General features: G+C 39.6%; 21 protein-coding genes. 18 read left to right on the top strand and 3 right to left on the bottom strand.

From position 1 onward, the window contains the following. Positions 1–69 precede the first annotated feature (69 nt). From leuS to nadD, 4 genes are read left to right on the top strand one after another with little or no spacing between them, the layout of a single operon-like run. Positions 70–2,652: a leucine--tRNA ligase gene (gene leuS, locus AB4J89_RS08195; protein ID WP_194952036.1), complete on the top strand. Its 2,583-nt coding sequence runs from the start codon at positions 70–72 to the stop codon at positions 2,650–2,652. Between the two features lie 12 nt (positions 2,653–2,664). Then, positions 2,665–3,213: an LPS assembly lipoprotein LptE gene (lptE, locus tag AB4J89_RS08200; RefSeq protein WP_088493449.1), complete on the top strand. Its 549-nt coding sequence runs from the start codon at positions 2,665–2,667 to the stop codon at positions 3,211–3,213. Next, positions 3,210–4,244 carry a DNA polymerase III subunit delta gene (holA, locus tag AB4J89_RS08205; RefSeq protein WP_368468861.1) on the top strand — a complete coding sequence of 345 codons (1,035 nt, stop codon included), beginning with the start codon at positions 3,210–3,212 and terminating at the stop codon, positions 4,242–4,244. Before lptE ends, holA begins: the two co-directional genes overlap by 4 nt. Further along, positions 4,237–4,908: a nicotinate-nucleotide adenylyltransferase gene (gene nadD / locus AB4J89_RS08210; protein ID WP_368468862.1), complete on the top strand. Its 672-nt coding sequence runs from the start codon at positions 4,237–4,239 to the stop codon at positions 4,906–4,908. Before holA ends, nadD begins: the two co-directional genes overlap by 8 nt. Before the next feature lie 6 nt (positions 4,909–4,914). On the opposite strand, the gene AB4J89_RS08215 is transcribed toward nadD, so the two are convergent. Then, positions 4,915–5,661: a DUF1722 domain-containing protein gene (locus AB4J89_RS08215; RefSeq protein ID WP_349473131.1), complete on the bottom strand. Its 747-nt coding sequence runs from the start codon at positions 5,659–5,661 to the stop codon at positions 4,915–4,917. A 390-nt stretch (positions 5,662–6,051) separates the two neighbouring features. On the opposite strand from AB4J89_RS08215, the gene rsfS reads away from it, so the two are divergent. The 10 genes from rsfS (at position 6,052) to crcB (ending at position 14,966) form a co-directional block, all read left to right on the top strand. Continuing rightward, the gene (rsfS, locus tag AB4J89_RS08220; protein ID WP_006537732.1) at positions 6,052–6,378 is read left to right on the top strand and encodes a ribosome silencing factor; all 327 of its coding nucleotides are present in this window, start codon (positions 6,052–6,054) and stop codon (positions 6,376–6,378) included. A 2-nt stretch (positions 6,379–6,380) separates the two neighbouring features. Next, positions 6,381–6,851 (top strand): 23S rRNA (pseudouridine(1915)-N(3))-methyltransferase RlmH, encoded by a 471-nt coding sequence (gene rlmH, locus AB4J89_RS08225; protein ID WP_004246050.1) that lies wholly within the window; start codon positions 6,381–6,383, stop codon positions 6,849–6,851. A 38-nt stretch (positions 6,852–6,889) separates the two neighbouring features. Further along, complete coding sequence (gene mrdA, locus AB4J89_RS08230; RefSeq protein WP_088493454.1) at positions 6,890–8,785, top strand: peptidoglycan DD-transpeptidase MrdA; 1,896 nt, start codon at positions 6,890–6,892, stop codon at positions 8,783–8,785. A 5-nt stretch (positions 8,786–8,790) separates the two neighbouring features. Beyond that, positions 8,791–9,903 (top strand): peptidoglycan glycosyltransferase MrdB, encoded by a 1,113-nt coding sequence (mrdB, locus tag AB4J89_RS08235; RefSeq protein WP_088493455.1) that lies wholly within the window; start codon positions 8,791–8,793, stop codon positions 9,901–9,903. Positions 9,904–9,913: 10 nt separating this feature from the next. Further along, entirely contained in the window at positions 9,914–10,909 is a 996-nt protein-coding gene (rlpA, locus tag AB4J89_RS08240) for an endolytic peptidoglycan transglycosylase RlpA (RefSeq protein WP_311755096.1), read from the top strand. Between the two features lie 121 nt (positions 10,910–11,030). After that, positions 11,031–12,242, top strand: a complete 1,212-nt coding sequence (dacA, locus tag AB4J89_RS08245; RefSeq protein ID WP_088493457.1) for a D-alanyl-D-alanine carboxypeptidase DacA — start codon at positions 11,031–11,033, stop codon at positions 12,240–12,242. Between the two features lie 200 nt (positions 12,243–12,442). Continuing rightward, a complete protein-coding gene (gene ybeD / locus AB4J89_RS08250) occupies positions 12,443–12,706 on the top strand; it encodes a DUF493 family protein YbeD (RefSeq protein WP_036912266.1) in 264 nt (87 codons plus the stop codon). Positions 12,707–12,866: 160 nt separating this feature from the next. Beyond that, a complete protein-coding gene (gene lipB / locus AB4J89_RS08255) occupies positions 12,867–13,511 on the top strand; it encodes a lipoyl(octanoyl) transferase LipB (RefSeq protein WP_088493458.1) in 645 nt (214 codons plus the stop codon). A gap of 101 nt (positions 13,512–13,612) precedes the next feature. Then, positions 13,613–14,578 carry a lipoyl synthase gene (gene lipA / locus AB4J89_RS08260; RefSeq protein WP_075671558.1) on the top strand — a complete coding sequence of 322 codons (966 nt, stop codon included), beginning with the start codon at positions 13,613–13,615 and terminating at the stop codon, positions 14,576–14,578. Positions 14,579–14,591: 13 nt separating this feature from the next. Continuing rightward, the gene (crcB, locus tag AB4J89_RS08265; RefSeq protein ID WP_368468863.1) at positions 14,592–14,966 is read left to right on the top strand and encodes a fluoride efflux transporter CrcB; all 375 of its coding nucleotides are present in this window, start codon (positions 14,592–14,594) and stop codon (positions 14,964–14,966) included. A 213-nt stretch (positions 14,967–15,179) separates the two neighbouring features. Here the strand turns inward: crcB and cspE are convergent, their stop codons facing one another. Together cspE and AB4J89_RS08275 are read right to left on the bottom strand one after the other, a co-directional pair. Continuing rightward, entirely contained in the window at positions 15,180–15,389 is a 210-nt protein-coding gene (gene cspE / locus AB4J89_RS08270) for a transcription antiterminator/RNA stability regulator CspE (RefSeq protein ID WP_023581133.1), read from the bottom strand. Positions 15,390–15,586: 197 nt separating this feature from the next. Further along, the gene (locus AB4J89_RS08275) at positions 15,587–16,060 is read right to left on the bottom strand and encodes a methylated-DNA--[protein]-cysteine S-methyltransferase (protein WP_088493460.1); all 474 of its coding nucleotides are present in this window, start codon (positions 16,058–16,060) and stop codon (positions 15,587–15,589) included. 283 nt (positions 16,061–16,343) lie between these two features. Between AB4J89_RS08275 and AB4J89_RS08280 the strand changes: the two genes are divergently transcribed. From AB4J89_RS08280 to nrdF, 4 genes are read left to right on the top strand one after another with little or no spacing between them, the layout of a single operon-like run. After that, on the top strand, positions 16,344–16,568 hold the full coding sequence (locus AB4J89_RS08280) for a glutaredoxin family protein (protein WP_075671554.1): 225 nt from the start codon (positions 16,344–16,346) through the stop codon (positions 16,566–16,568). Positions 16,569–16,579: 11 nt separating this feature from the next. After that, complete coding sequence (nrdI, locus tag AB4J89_RS08285) at positions 16,580–16,999, top strand: class Ib ribonucleoside-diphosphate reductase assembly flavoprotein NrdI (protein ID WP_088493461.1); 420 nt, start codon at positions 16,580–16,582, stop codon at positions 16,997–16,999. Between the two features lie 5 nt (positions 17,000–17,004). Continuing rightward, positions 17,005–19,131 carry a class 1b ribonucleoside-diphosphate reductase subunit alpha gene (gene nrdE, locus AB4J89_RS08290; protein WP_088493462.1) on the top strand — a complete coding sequence of 709 codons (2,127 nt, stop codon included), beginning with the start codon at positions 17,005–17,007 and terminating at the stop codon, positions 19,129–19,131. Positions 19,132–19,155: 24 nt separating this feature from the next. Beyond that, positions 19,156–20,124 (top strand): class 1b ribonucleoside-diphosphate reductase subunit beta, encoded by a 969-nt coding sequence (gene nrdF / locus AB4J89_RS08295; protein WP_088493463.1) that lies wholly within the window; start codon positions 19,156–19,158, stop codon positions 20,122–20,124. Positions 20,125–20,280 lie beyond the last annotated feature (156 nt).

Genomic DNA, 20,280 nt, shown 5'->3' on the forward strand with positions numbered 1-20,280 from the left:
GCAAGTCTTAATTTCATAATAGCGGTTACCCTCCGGTAGCCATTAATTCACCATAGGATTATCGGTGCCATGCAAGAACAATATCGTCCCGAAGATATAGAGCAAACTATCCAGGAACACTGGGAAAAGAACAATACATTTAAAGTGACAGAAGATAATAACAAAGAAAAATATTACTGCCTGTCAATGCTACCTTATCCTTCTGGCCGACTTCACATGGGACACGTCCGTAACTACACCATTGGTGACGTGATTTCCCGTTATCAACGTATGCTAGGTAAAAACGTCTTACAACCTATTGGTTGGGATGCGTTCGGTTTACCAGCAGAAGGTGCCGCAGTAAAAAATAAAACAGCTCCAGCACCATGGACTTACGAAAACATCAATTACATGAAAAACCAGTTAAAAAAACTGGGTTTTGGTTACGATTGGGATCGTGAAGTCACTACTTGTACTCCAGAATATTATCGCTGGGAACAGTGGTTCTTTACTAAGTTATATGAAAAAGGCTTAGTTTATAAAAAGACCTCTGCTGTTAACTGGTGCCCACACGACTTAACCGTTTTAGCCAACGAACAAGTTATTGATGGCTGTTGCTGGCGTTGTGATACCCCTGTTGAACGTAAAGAAATTCCACAGTGGTTTATCAAAATTACCGAGTATGCTGAAGAGCTGTTAAACGATTTAGATACGTTAGATGAGTGGCCAGAACAAGTTAAGACCATGCAACGTAACTGGATTGGTCGCTCTGAAGGTGTCGAAATTAAATTTGATGTTGCTGACAGCGACGACACCATGACCGTTTATACAACGCGTCCAGATACATTTATGGGTGTCACTTATGTTGCAGTTGCAGCAGGTCACCCATTAGCGCAAAAAGCTGCTCAAAATAACCCTGAAGTTCAACACTTCATTGATGAATGCCGTAATATGAAAATGGCAGAAGCCGATATGGCAACAATGGAGAAAAAAGGGATTGCAACAGGTCTGTATGCTATTCATCCATTAACTAAAGAGAAAGTCGCTATTTGGGTGGCTAACTTTGTATTAATGGAATACGGCACAGGTGCTGTAATGGCAGTTCCAGGTCACGATGAACGTGACTGGGAATTTGCAACCAAATACAACTTACCAATCAAGGCTGTTATTGCAGATGCTGAAGGTAATCAACCTGACTTATCTGAAGGTGCATTAACCGAGAAAAATAGCCTGATTAACTCTGGTGAATTCTCTGGGTTAGACAACCAAGCTGGCTTTAACGCAATTGCAGATAAACTGGCGCAAATGGGTGTTGGTGAGCGTAAAGTTAACTACCGTTTACGTGACTGGGGTGTTTCTCGTCAACGTTACTGGGGTGCGCCAATTCCAATGGCAACCTTAGAAGATGGTACTGTTGTTCCTGTTCCTGAAGATCAACTACCAGTGATCCTGCCAGAAGATGTAACAATGGATGGGATCACCAGCCCAATCAAAGCAGATCCTGAGTGGGCAAAAACTACGATCAATGGCCAGCCAGCGCTGCGTGAAACTGATACTTTTGACACCTTTATGGAGTCTTCTTGGTATTACGCTCGTTATACCTGCCCAGATTACGATAAAGGCATGTTAGATCCGAAAGCAGCTAACTATTGGTTACCTGTTGACTGGTATATTGGTGGTATTGAACACGCCATCATGCACTTAATGTATTTCCGTTTCTTCCATAAACTGATGCGTGATGCAGGTTTAGTGAACTCTGATGAACCGGCAAAACGCTTACTGTGCCAAGGCATGGTATTAGCTGATGCGTTCTATCACACTGGTGAAGATGGTGCTCGTCATTGGGTATCTCCTGCTGAAGCTATCGTTGAACGTGATGAGAAAAACCGCATCATAAAAGCGACTGACAGTGAAGGTCATGAACTGACTTATGCTGGCATGAGCAAAATGTCTAAATCTAAAAATAACGGTATCGACCCACAAACGATGGTTGAACGTTATGGTGCAGATACCGTTCGTTTATTTATGATGTTTGCTGCTCCACCAGAGTTAACACTGGAATGGCAGGAATCTAGCGTCGAAGGTGCAAACCGCTTCTTACGTCGTTTATGGCGTTTAGTCCACGAACATTCTCAAAAAGGAGCGACACAGTCTCTTGACCTTTCTGCACTGACAGAAGAACAAAAAGATTTACGTCGTGACTTACATAAAACGATCGCGAAAGTATCTGATGACGTAGGTCGTCGTTTAGCCTTTAACACAGCGATTGCAGCCATTATGGAGTTAATGAATAAATTAACTCGTGCAACACAAGAAACAGAACAAGATCGCGCTTTAATGCAAGAAGCATTAGAAGCCATTGTTCGTATGCTTTCTCCAATCATCCCTCATGCTTGTTTTGTTATGTGGCAGGCATTAGGTGGGAAAGAGGATGTTGATGTTGCACCATGGCCTGTTGCTGATGAAGAAGCAATGGTCGATGACACCAAGCTGATCATCGTTCAAGTGAATGGTAAAGTGCGTGGTCGAGTCACTGTTCCGGCTAATTCAGAAAAAGAATATGTTCAGGAAATGGCGACAAAAGAGTACAGTGTTGCTAAATACTTGGAAGATGTGACTGTTCGTAAAGTCATCTATGTTCCAGGAAAATTACTGAACATCGTTGTTGGCTGATAAGGAGGCCTAGTGCGATATCTACTTTCGCTATTTTTCGGTTTAGCGGTGTTAATCACCGCTGGCTGTGGTTTTCACCTTCAAGGTAAAACTCAGGTTCCAGCAGAATTAAAAACGCTTTATCTTAGCTCTGGTGACCCTTATGGCCCATTATCTCGTGTAATGCGTCAGCAACTTAGATTGAGTGGTGTTCAGCTTGTTGAAAATCCAACAGCAAATATCCCTATTCTTAAAATTGTCGGCTCATCTGAAAGTAAAGAGACCGTTTCTGTGTATCAAGACGGTAAATCAGCAGAACGTCAGTTAACATTTGTGCTTGATGCACAAGTGATTATGCCTGATGGTACGATTTACCCAATTTCATCACAGGTTTCACGCCCATTCTTCGATAACCCATTAGAAGCATTAGCGAAAGATGCTGAAAATGACATTATCAAGCAAGAGATGCGTGAACAAGCGACAGCAATATTAGTGCGTAAATTATTGGTTGTTCACAATGCTGAACGCCAAAAAGCCGCACAAGCTGAGCAGGCAAAACAGATAATCTCACCCGCCAAATGATCCGCTTATATCCAGAACAACTGAATGCGCAGCTCCAAGAGGGGCTGCGCCAAAGTTACCTACTCTGGGGTAACGAACCTCTGTTACTCCAAGAGTCTCAAGATGCTATTCAATCCGCTGCTAAATCCCAAGGATTTGTCGAGCATTATCAATTTACCCTTGATAATAATACGGACTGGAATGAAATTTACTCGCTTTGTCAATCGCTAAGCCTTTTTTCTCAAAGGCAATCTCTTTTACTGCATTTACCTGAAAATGGCCCCAATGCAGGGATGTCAGAGAAACTTACTCGCCTATCGCAAGAATTACATCAAGACTTATTGTTGATTTTACGTGGCAATAAACTCACAAAAGCACAAGAAAACAGTGAATGGTTTAAAACATTAAGCCAACACGGAACCTATATTTCTTGTCTAACACCTGAACTTGATAAATTACCTAATTGGGTTGCGCGACGAGCAAAACAAAAAGGATTAGCGCTGGATGAACAAGGTAATCAATTACTTTGCTACTGTTATGAAGGGAATTTATTGGCACTAGCACAAGCCATTGAGCGTCTTTCTCTGTTGTACCCTGACGGTAAGCTAACGCTCCCAAGAGTAGAAGCGGCGGTCAATGATGCGTCACATTTTACCCCTTATCACTGGGTTGATGCATTACTTGCAGGGAAAACACAACGTGCATGGCATATCTTGCAACAACTCAAAAGAGAAGACTCTGAACCTGTTATTTTACTCAGAACTTTACAACGTGAGTTAATGCAGTTGATTACGCTGCATCGAGAATCTAAAACGGCTTCGTTAAAAACAATTTTCGATAAGCATCGAGTTTGGCAAAACCGACGCCCAATATTCACAGCAGCACTACAACGTTTATCTGAACATCAATTGCTGACAGCCATACGATTACTCGCAACAATTGAAATTACGATTAAGCAAGATTATGGACAGACTGTTTGGCCCTCTCTTAGTGCTCTGGGCTTATTACTTTGTGGAAAAGCATTGCCAGAAGGATTTGTAAATCATGCCTAAAACCAATCACTCAACACCTTTAATTAACCAAGCCATTGCTTTATATGGTGGTACATTTGATCCTATTCATTATGGGCATTTACGTCCTGTTGAAGCCCTTTCCGGATTAATTGGTTTAAAAGAAGTGATTTGGTTACCTAACAATATTCCTCCTCATCGCCCTCAACCAGAGGCGTCTTCTCAACAACGTCTTGAGATGGTACGTCTGGCTCTTGAGCCATATTCTTCATTTAAAGTCGACACTCGTGAACTTGAGAAGCCAACCCCTTCTTATACTATTGAGACATTAAGAGACTTCAGAAAAGAAATCGGCGATAAGCAACCTTTGGCTTTTATAATTGGTCAAGACTCATTGCTATCAATTAATACATGGCATCAGTGGGATCAACTATTGAACGTATGCCATTTACTAGTTTGTGCCCGTCCTGGTTATCAAACACATTTTGGCTCAGCGCAAATGCAAACATGGCTGACCAAACATCAAACTCATCAGCAAGAAGATATTCATTGTTTACCTGCGGGTAAAATATTCCTCGCTGACACACCACTTTATAATATTTCAGCGACTGACATTCGTGCTCGCCATAAAGCAGGATTAGATTGTCACGATTTACTACCAAGTTCTGTTGAAGACTATATTCGCCAGCAACAACTCTATAAATAATTAAGACTAAAGTTGCTCTCTTAAATAATTAAAAGCGAGCGGATAAGGCGAAAAATAGCGTTGATGGCTCAAATATTCATCAGGATAAACAGCTAACCAATATTTGAGTAAATCATAAGGTTTAGATAAAGGCACAATACCTTGACGATATTGTAAAATTGTCTGTGTCATTTCTTGTTTTTGTTGTGAACTTAGATTTCGCTTAAAATATCCAGCCATATGCATTAACGCATTAGTTTGCCCTTCTCTATTTGCTGCAACACTAAATGCTTTCATTAGCTTTTCCTGATATTTCGATGCAACATCTTCAAGGGGAATGGTATCAGAAAAATTAGCAATATCATGCCCCAACTCTCGATAAGCTGCTTGTGAATAAGCCATAATTAAATATTTGTATCGACTATGAAATTTAACTAAAGCCCCTTTAGTTAATGACTGATTAACCTGTTGTTGGTAATCAAACAGTGTGAAAAATTGGGTAAGAAAATGGTCAAGAGCAATAGGCTGTAAAAATTGATCAATATTTAATTGAGGTAAAGTAAAATTCGGAGGTGAGGAAAGGCTGTCTCCTCTTTTTCCAACATAACCATAAAGCGGCAACAGGTTATCCCTATTTTGAGCCTCTATCTGCATAATACCTATCTTTTCCGCCTGAACAGTATCGCAAAGCAATGCTAACTTTTCTTGCAATTGGTGATTAGTGTTACTCACAATTTCTGAAGATAACCCGAGATAATTTTCTTTTCTTTCCATTCTTTTTCTCTCTAACTAAAAAGTATGAGTATTAGTCTGTATAATCTAAACTTAACAAAGTGAAAACACGCTAATTAGGTGTTTCATGAGCATTGACAGACGAGGTTTAGCTGTTATTCTCACCCTCTGCTCCCTTAAGGGAACTGTAAGGTAAAACTGTCGTCTAAACGGAAAAGTTCTTATTTGCCTTCTTTTTGTTATTTATTATGACGCAGTTTATGGGCATATATGAATTTTTCTAAATCAAACGTCGAAAAACAAGAAAATGAGGTTTATGTTCTTGTTATTGCTAACTAGAATTAATCATCCAGTAAAATAGATTTATTGGTATAAATTCCTTTAAAATAGCGCTTATTATTTTTTCGACTGAATCAACCCATTAGATTAAAGGTGATCCTTTTGCAAGGTTCTGAATTACAGCAATTTATTATTGATAAACTTGAAGATTCTAAAGCTCAAGACATTATTGCATTAGATGTCCGTGGAAAATCAAGTGTAACTGATTACATGATTATTTGTACGGGTACATCAAGCAGACACCTCATGTCAGTTGCAGATAATCTCGTTGATGATTGCCGCGAAGCGGGATTACAACCTTTAGGTGTTGAAGGACAAGGCGTTTCTGACTGGATTGTCGTTGATCTTGGCGAAGCCATGGTACACGTTATGCAAGAAGATAGTCGCCGTATGTACGAACTTGAAAAACTCTGGAGCTGAGTTTGAAATTACAGCTCATTGCCGTTGGTACAAAAATGCCGGACTGGATACAGACCGGCTTTATGGATTATCTTAATCGATTCCCCAAAGACATGCCTTTAGAACTTATCGAGATCCCCGCAGGCAAGCGAGGAAAGAATGCGGATATTAAACGTATTCTCGAAAAAGAAGGTGAACAGATGTTAGCTGCAGTAGGTAAAGGAAATCGTATCGTCACTCTCGATATTCCTGGCGCTCGCTGGGATACGCCAAAACTTGCAGAACAGCTTGATCGATGGAAGCTCGATGGTAGAAATGTCAGCTTACTCATTGGTGGCCCGGAAGGATTAGCACCCGCTTGTAAAGCTGCGGCTGAACAAAGCTGGTCTTTATCTCCTTTAACAATGCCACATCCCCTTGTTCGTGTCGTGGTTGCAGAAAGCCTTTATCGAGCATGGAGCATTACCACAAACCATCCTTATCATCGTGAATAATCAATAAATTGGCGGGTCAGTAAGTGAAGTCAAATGGGATGAAAAGAAAAAAACGTACCCCGTTTCGAGATTATACTGCGGAATCAAAGCTATTTATCCGTCGTGTGATTGTCGCATTTTCAGTAATTATTATATTGAGTGGTGTTTTGGTTTTTAACCTCAATCACTTACAGATCGCTCGCCATGATGATTATCAGACACGTTCAAATGATAACCGAATTAAATTAGTACCGATTGCTCCTAGCAGAGGTATTATTTACGATCGCAAAGGCATCCCTCTTGCGCTTAATCGTACTATCTACCAATTAGAAGTTGTGCCTGAAAAAGTAGCAAACTTACAAGAAACGCTGGAAAGTTTAAGGGATGTTGTTGACTTAACTGACGAAGATATTGCGGCATTTGAAAAAGAGCGCAAGCGCTCACGTCGATTTAGCTCTATCGCCTTAAAAACAACATTAAGCCAAGTACAAGTCGCGCGTTTCGCTATCAACCAATACCGCTATCCCGGCTTAGAAATCAAAGGCTATCAACGTCGTTATTATCCTTATGGCTCAGCATTAACGCATGTGATTGGTTACGTCGCAAAAATTAATGATAAAGATGTTGAACGTCTAGATAAAGAAGGTTTATCACCTAACTATGCTGCAACTCATGATATCGGTAAGTTAGGCATCGAACGTTATTATGAGTCTACATTGCACGGCACAACAGGCTATGAAGAGGTTGAAGTTAATAGCCGTGGTCGAGTTATTCGCCAATTACACGAACAGCCGCCACAAGCAGGTAAAGATATTTATCTTACCATCGACCTTGAACTGCAAACTTACATTGAAACATTGCTCACTACAAGCCGAGCCGCGGTTGTAGTAACCGATCCTCGCAACGGTGAAATTTTAGCACTGGTATCAAACCCTAGTTACGATCCTAACTTATTTGTCGGTGGAATATCGAACACAGAATATCAAGGGTTACTAAATAACCCAGATAGACCGCTGATCAACCGAACAACTCAAGGTCTTTACCCACCAGCATCAACCGTGAAACCCTTTATGTCTGTTGCGGCATTAAGCGAAGGTGTGATCACAGCCAATACAACCATTCATGATCCCGGCTGGTGGCAACTTCCTGGCTCAGAAAAACGTTATCGAGACTGGAAGCGTTGGGGACATGGAAAACTTAATGTCACAAAATCTATCGTAGAATCAGCGGATACCTTCTTCTACCAAGTTGCTTATGATATGGGAATTGATCGTATATCAACTTGGATGGGTCGCTTTGGCTATGGCGAATATACAGGTATTGATCTCTCTGAAGAGCGCAATGGCATCATGCCAACACGTGAGTGGAAACAGCAACGTTATAAAAAACCTTGGTATCAAGGTGACACGATCCCAGTAGGTATTGGACAAGGTTATTGGACAGCAACGCCAATTCAAATGGCGAAAGCTTTAATGACATTGATTAATGACGGTCAAGTTAAAACTCCTCACCTACTTTACGGTACAAAACTAGGCAATGAAATGCTGCCTTATGTTGATACTGAAACTCGCCAAATTGGCGATATCCACTCAGGTTATTGGGAACTCGCAAAATACGGTATGTATGGTGTGGCTAACTTCCCAAATGGTACAGGTCGCCGAAGTTTTGCTGATGCACCTTATAAAGCGGCAGCAAAATCGGGAACGGCACAGGTGTTTAGTTACGAAACCTACAATGCGAGCCAATTGGCAGAACATCTTCGTGATCACAAGTTGATGATTGCCTTTGCGCCTTATGATAATCCAACTGTAGCTATCTCTATTATCTTAGAAAATGGTGGTGCAGGCCCTTCTGTCGGTGATATTACAAGACAAATCCTTGACCACATTCTCCTTGGTGATAACAACACTGTATTGCCAGCGTCTCCACCAGCACCGCGTGGTTCAGAGGAATAATACTCATGACTGAAAATAATAAGAAAAAATCCTTCTGGACACGGATACATATCGATCCATTATTCTTACTTTGTATTATTGCGTTATTAGGATACAGCGCATTTATTATGTGGAGTGCCAGCGGGCAAGATCCAGAAATGATGCAACGTAAGTTAGGACAGATTGCTATGGGTTTCATGATCATGATAGTCATGGCGCAAATCCCACCAAGAGTCTATGAAAGCTGGGCTCCTCATCTCTATTTCTTCTGTATTATTTTACTTATTCTTGTTGATGTCTTTGGGCAAATCAGTAAAGGAGCACAACGTTGGCTAGATTTAGGTATTGTGCGTTTTCAGCCTTCAGAAATTGCTAAAATAGCTGTGCCTTTAATGGTCGCTCGATTTATGAATCGCGATGTATGCCCTCCTACATTACGTAATACGGCCATTGCTCTGGTACTTATTTTTGTGCCAACTTTATTAGTCGCCGCACAGCCAGATTTAGGAACATCTATTCTTGTTGCAGCTTCTGGATTATTCGTCCTTTTCCTTGCAGGAATGAGCTGGCGACTTATCACTGTGGCTATTATTCTTGTTGCCGCCTTTATCCCCATACTCTGGTTTTTCCTCATGCATGATTACCAGCAAGCACGAGTAATGATGCTTCTCGACCCTGAATCAGACCCGCTTGGGGCAGGATATCATATCATCCAATCTAAAATTGCCATTGGTTCTGGTGGATTACATGGAAAAGGATGGTTACAAGGCACTCAATCTCAATTAGAATTCTTACCAGAGCGCCATACAGACTTTATTTTTGCTGTATTGGCGGAAGAACTCGGATTAATTGGTGTTTTGATACTACTGACTCTTTATATACTCTTAATCGCGCGAGGCCTTTACCTTGCAACGAAAGCACAAAATACATTTGGTAGAGTAATGATTGGCGGATTAATGCTAATTTTCTTTGTCTATGTCTTTGTCAACATAGGAATGGTGAGTGGCATTCTTCCTGTTGTCGGTGTTCCGTTACCGCTGATGAGTTATGGAGGCTCGGCCCTGATTGTATTAATGGCAGGGTTTGGTATCGTGATGTCGATTCATACACACCGAAAACTACTATCGAAAAGTTTATAATGAGGTTTTTATGCGTCTGCAATGGGTTTTGATTGGTATCAGTGCATTGCTACTGTCGGGGTGTGTTGTTGATAAAACGAATACCAATAAACCGCCAGCACCATTACCCAATGTGCCAGCTCAACGTGTTCTCGGTGCAGAGCCACGTTACGAGCCTTATCATCCTACGGCAAATCAAGATTATCGAAAAAATGGGGTGGTTTACCGTATTGTGACTGATCCTGCAAACTTTAGTGAGCGAGGAGAAGCGATTGTCTATGATAGTTTAGCGATGAGTCGTTTAACTACCATTGGTGAACGCGTTAATCCTTATGAGTTTGCTGTTGCTCATCCTACATTACCGATCCCAAGCTATGCAAAAATCACAAACTTGCTCAATGGGCGCACAATGGTTGTACGTATTAACGACCGTGGCCCTTACGTCAATGGAAAACAGATCCAAGTCACTCCAGCGGTTTCTGATAGCTTACGTTTAATGCCGACAACACCCTTGCTTATTGAAGGAATTGTTGTTGACCAAAGTGGCCATATGAGCGGTATCGGTACACATGGTGCGCAAATAGAGAAGAAAACGACCGCATTACCAGAGCGTCCTAATTTTAATGCTCAACCAGCAACACCTGCGCCATTAACGACATCAACACCTATCAACAACAATATGCCTGTTGAACCATCGGCTCCTGTGCAAGTAAAAGCACCTACTCCAGTTCCGGCACCAGTTCCAACGCCGGCTCCGGCGAAGGCAGAAGCCCCCAAACCCGTTTTATCCTCAAATTCCATAGCACAAGGCTTTTATGTCCAAGTTGGTGCTCTCAGTAACGAAAATAATGCACAATTTTGGCTCAATGATTTATCGTCGTTATTTAACACTCAAGGTGTGATCAACAAAACAGATGGATTATATAAAGTACAACTCGGCCCTTATTCATCTAAAGATCAAGCCGAAACGATAAAAAACAAGCTAAAACAAGTTAAAGATATTACTGGGTTTATTATTACCCAATAAAGGATAATTTACGTAAAATCCTTTTTATATCAGCAAATTCAAGCGTAGAATCGTCTGGATTTGCTGATATTTTATTTATCAGTCCCTATTTTTCCCTGAATTTTCGGATTAAACAAACAGAATGAAACAAATACTCCCAGCAAAATTACTAAGAACAAGCCTATTAAGCGCCACTTTCGCTTTACTCACAGTAAGCCATCAAGGTATTGCGGAAGATTCCCTAAAAACAATGATACCGGCTGTTCCTAGTATCGAAGCCGAATCTTATATTCTTATTGATTATAATTCTGGGAAAGTACTGGCTGAAATGAATGCCGACGTTCGTCGTGATCCTGCAAGTTTAACCAAAATGATGACCAGCTATGTTATCGGTCAATCCATTCGTGCTGGTAAAATCTCTAATAGCGATATCGTACCGATTGGTGAAGAAGCGTGGGCGACGGGTAATCCTGTTTTTCGCGGCTCATCTTTAATGTTCTTAAAACCGGGTGATCAAGTTACTGTTGCGCAGTTAACCCGTGGTATTAACTTACAATCAGGGAATGATGCTTGTGTCGCAATGGCCTCTTATGTTGCAGGAAGCCAAGATACATTTGTGACCATGATGAACGACTACGTTAAACGTCTTGGTTTAAAAAACACACAGTTCCAAACCGTTCATGGTCTTGATGCTCCGGGACAATATAGCTCGGCTCGCGATATGGCACTAATTGGTGCTGCATTAATTCGCGATGTGCCTGATGAATACGCCATCTATAAAGAAAAAGAGTACACCTACAACAATATCCGCCAAACAAACCGAAATGGTTTGTTGTGGGATACCAGTTTAAATGTTGATGGTATTAAAACAGGCCATACTGCATCAGCAGGTTATAACCTTGTTGCGTCTGCAACTGAAGGCGATATGCGTTTAATTTCTGCAGTTATGGGTGGTCACTCATCTAAAGGTCGTGATGCCGAAAGTAAAAAGCTACTTACTTGGGGTTTTCGTTTTTTTGAAACCGTAAAACCATTACAAGTGGGTAAAGAATTTGCTGCTGAGCCTATCTGGTATGGCGAGACAGATAAAGTACAATTAGGGGTAGATAAAGATGTTTATTTAACTATTCCTCGTGGTCGTTTAAAAGATTTAAAAGCAAGCTATGTTCTTGATAATGTAGAATTACATGCACCAGTGACTAAAAACCAAGTTGTAGGAACAATTAATTTTCAACTTGATGGTCAAGTTATCGAACAGCGTCCGCTAGTTGTGATGCATGAAGTAAAAGAAGGCGGTTTCTTTAGCCGTATTATTGACTATATCAAATTATTATTCTCACACTGGTTTGGCTAAGACTTGAAAAAGGTAAATGTGACCACATATAACTTTTATACAGATATTGGCAGAAACACATTTACCATTCCCATATTTACCCTAATTACCAGTATCGCATTCCTTATTATGTAAGGAATGCGCTTTTTATTTGCTAAGATTAGGTGTAGAAATAAATTATTAAAACAACAGCACCTGTTGTCTTAAGGAATTACATTATGATGAAAACAAAATTAAATGAACTGTTAGAGTTTCCATGTTCTTTCACTTATAAAGTGATGGGCCATGCAAAACCAGAATTAGTGGATCAAGTTGTTGAAGTTATTCAACGCCATGCGCCTGGTGATTACACACCATCGGTTAAACCAAGTAGCAAAGGTAATTACCACTCTGTTTCTATTACCATCAACGCAACTCATATTGATCAAGTAGAAACGTTGTATAAAGAATTAGGTGAACTTGAACTAGTACGTATGGTTCTGTAATCTCTTCTTTTAGCAAATGACTTTTTAAAAGCGCCTTTCATCAAGGCGCTTTTTCTTATTCTGCATTTCCTCATTTTTCACCCTACCTCGGAAAAAAAACATCTCAATCTGGTAGTTCATTTACTGGAGCGTTATACTGCTCTTCACAATTACGCTACAAATGAAGATTTTCACGGTGCAAGACAAGACAATCATTATTCGCCAATTAGGTGTGAAACCCTATTTACCGGTTTCTGATTCTATGCATCAGTTTACGGAAAAACGGGAAAGTCACACACCTGATGAAATATGGCTCGTTCAACATGAACAGGTTTTTACCCAAGGCCAAGCAGGTAAAGCTGAACACTTATTAAATACGGGAACTATCCCGGTTATTCAATCCGATCGTGGTGGTCAAGTAACTTATCATGGCCCCGGTCAACAAGTGATGTATGTTTTAATTGATTTAAAACGCAATCATGTAGGTGTTCGTCAATTAGTCACCGCTCTTGAAAACACCGTTATAGACACGCTAGCAGAGTTTAATGTAGAAGCTTATGCCCGCGCTGATGCACCCGGCGTTTACGTAAAAGGTGATAAAATTTGCTCTTTAGGATTACGCATTCGTAAAGGTTGTTCCTTTCACGGACTTGCGCTCAATATCGATATGGATTTATCCCCTTTTGCACGAATAAATCCTTGCGGTTATTCTGATCTAAAAATGACGCAGTTAATTGATTTTGCACCGAATACGACAACGACACAGGTAGCACCGTTATTAGTTAAGCATTTTTGTACACAACTAGGATTTCAACCACAGCAATAAAAATGCTATAATTTTTTTAACATTTGTCATATTTTTTTAAAACCCTGATTACCTCAGTCACATCGTGTTAATCACTCTAGATAACTGGAACTGGCACAATTATGAGTAAACCTATTCAGATGGAACGCGGAGTTAAATATCGCGACGCCGATAAAATGGCACTTATTCCTGTTAAAACAGTCGCTACAGAACGTGAACAACTGCTACGCAAACCTGATTGGATGAAAATAAAGCTACCCGCTGACTCAAGTAAAATTCAGGGTATCAAAGCAGCAATGCGTAAAAATGGCCTTCATTCCGTCTGTGAAGAAGCCTCTTGCCCTAACCTTGCTGAGTGTTTTAACCACGGAACGGCAACCTTTATGATCTTGGGTGCAATTTGTACACGCCGTTGCCCATTTTGCGATGTCGCTCATGGCCGTCCTAATGCTCCCGATCCTCAAGAGCCAGAAAAACTTGCTCAAACTATTAAAGATATGGGATTACGCTACGTCGTAATTACGTCCGTAGACCGTGATGATCTCCGTGATGGTGGTGCTCAACATTTTGCTGATTGTATTGCTGCAATTCGTGCAAAAAATCCAACGATCCGTATTGAAACATTAGTTCCTGATTTCCGTGGTCGTATGGATAAAGCGCTTGAGATCCTCACTGACACTCCACCAGATGTCTTTAACCATAACTTAGAGAATGTTCCTCGCGTTTATCGTCAAGTACGCCCAGGTGCTAACTATCAATGGTCGCTGACATTGTTAGAGCGTTTTAAGCAAGCTCACCCTGATATTCCAACAAAATCAGGTTTGATGGTCGGTCTTGGGGAAACCAACGAAGAAATTATTGACGTTATGCGTGATCTGCGTAAACATGGGGTAACGATGCTGACATTAGGGCAATATTTACAGCCAAGCCGTCACCATCTTCCTGTTCAACGCTACGTCAGTCCTGACGAGTTTGAATATATGAAAGAGCAAGCACTTGCGATGGGCTTTACCCATGCAGCTTGTGGGCCGTTTGTTCGCTCGTCTTATCATGCTGATCTTCAAGCTCAGGGGATTGAGGTTAAATAACAATTAATCTCTCATGCTTAATATTGCAATTGCTGTATTTATAGGTGGTGGTTTAGGTAGCGTATTACGCTGGCTAATTAGCTACCGCCTAAATTCTATTTTTCCTCATTTTGCCACAGGCACCTTTATTGCTAACTGTATTGGTGCTTTTATTATTGCCTTTGGTATCGCTTGGTTTAGCAAAGCACCACATATTGATCCTATTTGGAAAATTATGCTAACTACGGGCTTTTGTGGCGGTTTGACAACGTTTTCAACCTTTTCTGTCGAAGTTGTCGCACTCTTAACTGAGGGGAAGATAGGATGGGCATTAAGTACGATGGGCGCTAACTTGGTAGGTTCATTTTTAATGACCGCTTTTGCGTTTTGGTTACTACGCGAGATGTAATGCTTGGAATATAAAAACCTGTTATAAAACGGGTTTTGCTTTAGATACATAAAAACCCGTTATTCAGCGGGTTTTGCTCTAGATACATAAAAACCCGTTATTCAACGGGCTTTGCTCTAGATACATAAAAACCCGTTATTCAACGGGCTTTGCTCTAGATACATAAAAACCCGTTATTCAACGGGTTTTTACTTGTCTCAAAGAAGTCGTTAATTAGATAGCGACAACGTTTGCAGCAGATGGCCCTTTCGCGCCGTCAGTAACTTCAAACTCTACTTTTTGACCTTCAGCAAGGGTTTTAAAGCCTTCTGATGTAATAGCGGAAAAGTGTACAAATACATCTTTGCTGCCATCTTCTGGAGTGATAAAACCAAAACCTTTAGTTTCGTTAAACCACTTAACGTTACCTTTTAATTTAGACATCAAGTTTACCTTTAAAATAGAAAATAAACGCAAGCGTTTTGCGTTGGCTATAGTAAAACAAAAATGATGATTCCCTGTCCACAGTCTAGATCACGAAACTCACATTTTTTTTCTGCCAAATGATTAATATTCAGACAAATCCCATGCCTTAACACATAGTTCACTTAAGAAACAATACTTAATACTTACAATCTGAACTATTCATCGACTTCTACCTTTTCATATTGAAGTAGCCAACGCTTAATATCTAATCCACCGGTATAGCCGACTAACTTACCGTTATGACCAATAACTCGATGACAAGGAATAATTAAAGATATTGGGTTGCGTGAGTTTGCCATTCCGACCGCTCTGCAATAATTGACCGAACCTAATGTAAGCGCCAATTTTTTATAACTCCAAATTTCACCATAAGGGATGGTTTGTAATGTTTTCCAAACACGGCTTTGAAATTCCGTTCCTTCTGGCGCTAATGGCACCGAAAATGTCGTGCGTTTACCTGCAAAATACTCTTTTAATTGTTTTATACATTGGTTAATAACAGGGCTCGAACTTACGGCAGCCTCTTTGTCATTCACAAAATAGAGACTCGTGATCCCTTTTTCATTTGCAGTGATAGAGATATAAGGTTTTGGGAAGCCTTTAGGTGCATCGAGATAGTCTTGGTACATAATGTTTTCTCTGCTGATTTGTCTTTAGCAATCAGATTAAATCATGCTTGATTGATAAAGCAATCATCTAATTACTCGTATATCTAATAAAAATTGATCAATCGAGCGATCTAAAAATAAAATTAGTTCACTAACTGTTTAATTTTAATGATAATCATTATCAAAAATGAAAATCACCATATATTGTGTGGTTGAAAATAAATAACTCTATATATAGTATTTAAGTACTTCTCATTATGGATGTGAAAACAGACGCATCCATATTTTTATAAGGGTTATTTTTATGTCTGTTATCCTCTATACCAAACCGAATTGCGTTCAATGCAGTGCCACAGAACGCGCTTTAAAACAGAAAAATATTCCGTTTGTTGCAGTCGATCTCACCAAAGATACACAAGCTCTCGCCCGTATCGTTTCTATGGGATATCGCCAAGTACCTGTTGTGGTTCATGGTGAACAGCATTGGTCAGGTTTCTGTCCTGATAAAATCAGACAGATCACGCTCTAAAGGAGCATCTCATGCAAACTGCACCTTTGATCTATTTTTCAAGTCGCTCTGAAAACTGCCATCGCTTTGTACAAAAGCTCAATTTAAATGCGACCAGAATTATTGAAGATGAAACATTGCTTGCAACACAACCCTTTGTGTTGCTTTGCCCAACTTATGGTGGTGGTGGTACTAAAGGTGCAGTTCCTAAAGCAGTTATTCAGTTTTTAAATATTCCTGAAAACCGCCAATTAATACGTGGAGTCATTGCTTCTGGAAATACTAACTTTGGTGCAGCTTACGGATTAGCTGGCGATATTATTGCACAAAAATGCCAAATCCCTTTTTTGTATCGATTTGAATTATTAGGTACGCCAGAAGATGTGAATCGCGTAAAAACAGGTTTAAGTACATTTTGGTCAAGTCTTACTGACCAATGCGTCACGAGATAATTAACATGACACAATCAACAGAACAACTGGATTACCATGCATTGAATGCCATGCTAAATCTCTATGATGAGCAAGGTAATATTCAGTTTGATAAAGATAAATTAGCGACACACCATTTTTTTCGTCAACATGTCAATCAAAACACTGTATTTTTTCATGATCTAAAAGAAAAACTCGAGTTCTTAGTACAACAACACTATTACGAAGCGCAAGTGTTAGAACAGTATGAATTTGCCTTTATCAAACAGCTATTCAAACATGCTTATAGTAAAAAATTTCGCTTTCAATCTTTCCTTGGCGCTTTTAAGTACTACACCAGTTATACCTTAAAAACCTTTGATGGAGAGCGCTATCTTGAACGCTATGAAGATCGCGTTTGTATGGTGGCTCTCACGCTTGCACAAGGCGATACTGATCTTGCTATTCATCTTGTAGATGAAATTATTAGTGGTCGTTTTCAACCCGCTACACCGACTTTTTTAAATTGCGGAAAACAACAACGCGGTGAGTTGGTTTCCTGCTTTTTATTGCGTATAGAAGATAATATGGAATCTATCGGTCGATCGGTAAATTCCGCGTTACAGCTTTCTAAACGTGGCGGTGGTGTTGCATTTTTGCTCACTAATTTACGTGAAGCAGGTGCACCGATTAAACGTATAGAAAATCAATCTTCTGGCGTTGTTCCTGTTATGAAAATGCTTGAAGATGCTTTTTCTTATGCTAATCAGTTAGGTGCAAGACAAGGAGCTGGCGCTGTTTATCTTCATGCTCATCATCCAGATATTTACCATTTTCTTGATACAAAAAGAGAAAATGCAGATGAAAAAGTGCGAATAAAAACGCTCTCTTTAGGCGTTGTTATCCCTGATATCACGTTTGAATTAGCGAAACGCAATGAAGATATGTATCTCTTCTCACCTTATGATGTAGAGCGTGTTTATGGCGTACCTATGTCGGAAATCAGTGTGAGTGAAAAATACAGTGAGATGGTGAATAACGCGCAAATTCGTAAGAAGAAAATTAAAGCGAGAGAGTTTTTCCAAACACTTGCCGAAATTCAATTTGAGTCTGGCTATCCTTATATCATGTTTGAAGATGCGGTAAATCGTGCCAATCCTATCGCTGGTAGAATTAATATGAGCAATCTTTGCTCTGAAATTTTACAAGTAAACAGCGCCAGTGAGTATCACCCAGACTTAAGCTATCGCCATATTGGTCATGACATCAGTTGTAACTTAGGTTCTATGAATATTGCTATGGCAATGGATTCACCTAATTTTGCACATACCGTCAGCACGGCAATTAGAGCATTAAGCAATGTCTCTGAAATGACGAAAATTGAGTCCGTTCCTTCTATTGAAAAAGGTAATCTCGCTTCTCATGCCATTGGTTTAGGACAAATGAATTTACATGGCTACTTAGCGCGTGAAGGGATTTATTACGGCTCTGAAGAAGCATTAGATTTCACTAATATCTATTTTTATACCGTCACTTACTATGCGTTGTTAGCTTCAAATCAATTAGCTATTGAAAAAAAACAGCAGTTTAAAGGCTTTGAAAATTCGAAATACGCAACGGGTGAATATTTTAATAAATATGTATCACAACAATGGTTGCCTAAAACACAAAAAGTCCACCAGCTATTTAGTCAATCTAATGTTCATATTCCAACACAGGAAGATTGGCAGGCTCTCAAGCAATCTATTATGACGCATGGGATCTATAACCAAAACTTACAGGCGATACCACCAACAGGATCTATTTCCTATATCAACCACTCTACATCGAGTATTCATCCTATTGCCGCACCAATAGAAATTAGAAAAGAAGGTAAGATTGGGCGAGTTTATTACCCAGCCCCCTTTATGACCAATGAAAACCGTCAGTATTATCAAGATGCATATGAAATTGGGGCTGAGAAAATTATTGATACCTATGCTGAGGCTTCTCAACATATCGACCAAGGTTTATCGCTCACATTATTCTTTTCTGATGAAGCAACAACCCGTGATATTAACAAAGCGCAAATATATGCATGGCGTAAAGGTATTAAAACCTTGTATTACATTCGTATCCGACAATCTGCATTAGCAGGTACTGAAATCAAAGGCTGTGTTTCGTGCGCACTTTAATAATAACAATAAGGAGAACATAGCATGTCATCACCTTTATTAAGTCACGTTAATGCGATTAATTGGAATCGCATTGAAGATGAAAAAGATTTAGAAGTTTGGAATCGCTTAACCATGAATTTTTGGTTACCTGAAAAAATTCCACTCTCTAATGATATTCCTTCATGGAACACCCTGAACCAAGCTGAAAAACAACTCACAATCCGTGTTTTTACAGGGTTAACTTTGCTTGATACGATCCAAAATACCGTAGGCGCACCGACTTTGATGCCTGATGCACTCACGCCTCATGAAGAAGCCGTGTTATCTAATATCTGTTTTATGGAAGCGGTTCATGCTCGCTCTTACAGCTCGATATTTTCTACACTCTGTTTAACAACCGATGTCGATGAAGCATACCGTTGGAGTGAGGAAAATCCTTACTTACAAAAGAAAGCAGAAATTATTTTGCGTTATTATCAAGATGAAGATCCTTTAAAGAAAAAAATCGCCAGCGTCTTTTTAGAATCCTTTTTATTTTATTCAGGATTCTATTTACCAATGTATTGGTCAAGCCGAGGAAAATTAACCAATACAGCCGATTTAATTCGTCTTATTATTCGAGATGAAGCCGTTCATGGTTATTATATTGGCTATAAATTTCAAAATCAGTTATTAAATAAATCCGAATTAGAGAAGCAAGATATTAAAGATTTTGCTTTCTCATTATTATTAGATTTATATGACAATGAAGTGAAATATACCGAAGATCTTTACGACACGGTAGGTTGGACAGAAGATGTCAAAAAATTTCTTCATTATAATGCAAATAAAGCATTAATGAATTTAGGGTATGAAGCTTTATTCCCTGATGAAATAACTGATGTAAGCCCTGCTATTCTTTCTTCATTATCACCAGATGCAAATGAAAATCACGATTTCTTCTCTGGTTCAGGTTCATCTTATGTTATTGGAAAAACCATTAACACTGAAGATGACGATTGGGATTTTTAAGGTTTATTAACCTAATTGAAGGTAAAAGAAACCACACAATACATTCAATTTAATTATGTATTCCATATAAAGCATAATACACTGAAAAATATAGATTATTTTTTGGTGTATTTTTATTTGTTCACTAAACGATCTAATTGATTGATTTTTGCCGTT

It is taken from the genome of Proteus sp. STS61-E (assembly GCF_040932335.1).
Lineage (GTDB): Bacteria > Pseudomonadota > Gammaproteobacteria > Enterobacterales > Enterobacteriaceae > Proteus > Proteus mirabilis_B.

What these genes read in the sequence shown, in the direction of transcription:
- nrdE (WP_088493462.1), top strand. Translation starts at nt 17,005, where the DNA reads ATGACACAATCAACAGAACAACTGGATTACCATGCATTGAATGCCATG.
- ybeD (WP_036912266.1), top strand. Translation starts at nt 12,443, where the DNA reads ATGAAAACAAAATTAAATGAACTGTTAGAGTTTCCATGTTCTTTCACT.
- lipA (WP_075671558.1), top strand. Translation starts at nt 13,613, where the DNA reads ATGAGTAAACCTATTCAGATGGAACGCGGAGTTAAATATCGCGACGCC.
- nrdF (WP_088493463.1), top strand. Translation starts at nt 19,156, where the DNA reads ATGTCATCACCTTTATTAAGTCACGTTAATGCGATTAATTGGAATCGC.
- mrdA (WP_088493454.1), top strand. Translation starts at nt 6,890, where the DNA reads ATGAAAAGAAAAAAACGTACCCCGTTTCGAGATTATACTGCGGAATCA.
- mrdB (WP_088493455.1), top strand. Translation starts at nt 8,791, where the DNA reads ATGACTGAAAATAATAAGAAAAAATCCTTCTGGACACGGATACATATC.
- nrdI (WP_088493461.1), top strand. Translation starts at nt 16,580, where the DNA reads ATGCAAACTGCACCTTTGATCTATTTTTCAAGTCGCTCTGAAAACTGC.
- holA (WP_368468861.1), top strand. Translation starts at nt 3,210, where the DNA reads ATGATCCGCTTATATCCAGAACAACTGAATGCGCAGCTCCAAGAGGGG.
- rlpA (WP_311755096.1), top strand. Translation starts at nt 9,914, where the DNA reads ATGCGTCTGCAATGGGTTTTGATTGGTATCAGTGCATTGCTACTGTCG.
- nadD (WP_368468862.1), top strand. Translation starts at nt 4,237, where the DNA reads ATGCCTAAAACCAATCACTCAACACCTTTAATTAACCAAGCCATTGCT.
- cspE (WP_023581133.1), bottom strand. Translation starts at nt 15,389, where the DNA reads ATGTCTAAATTAAAAGGTAACGTTAAGTGGTTTAACGAAACTAAAGGT.
- AB4J89_RS08275 (WP_088493460.1), bottom strand. Translation starts at nt 16,060, where the DNA reads ATGTACCAAGACTATCTCGATGCACCTAAAGGCTTCCCAAAACCTTAT.
- leuS (WP_194952036.1), top strand. Translation starts at nt 70, where the DNA reads ATGCAAGAACAATATCGTCCCGAAGATATAGAGCAAACTATCCAGGAA.
- crcB (WP_368468863.1), top strand. Translation starts at nt 14,592, where the DNA reads ATGCTTAATATTGCAATTGCTGTATTTATAGGTGGTGGTTTAGGTAGC.
- AB4J89_RS08280 (WP_075671554.1), top strand. Translation starts at nt 16,344, where the DNA reads ATGTCTGTTATCCTCTATACCAAACCGAATTGCGTTCAATGCAGTGCC.
- dacA (WP_088493457.1), top strand. Translation starts at nt 11,031, where the DNA reads ATGAAACAAATACTCCCAGCAAAATTACTAAGAACAAGCCTATTAAGC.
- lipB (WP_088493458.1), top strand. Translation starts at nt 12,867, where the DNA reads ATGAAGATTTTCACGGTGCAAGACAAGACAATCATTATTCGCCAATTA.
- AB4J89_RS08215 (WP_349473131.1), bottom strand. Translation starts at nt 5,661, where the DNA reads ATGGAAAGAAAAGAAAATTATCTCGGGTTATCTTCAGAAATTGTGAGT.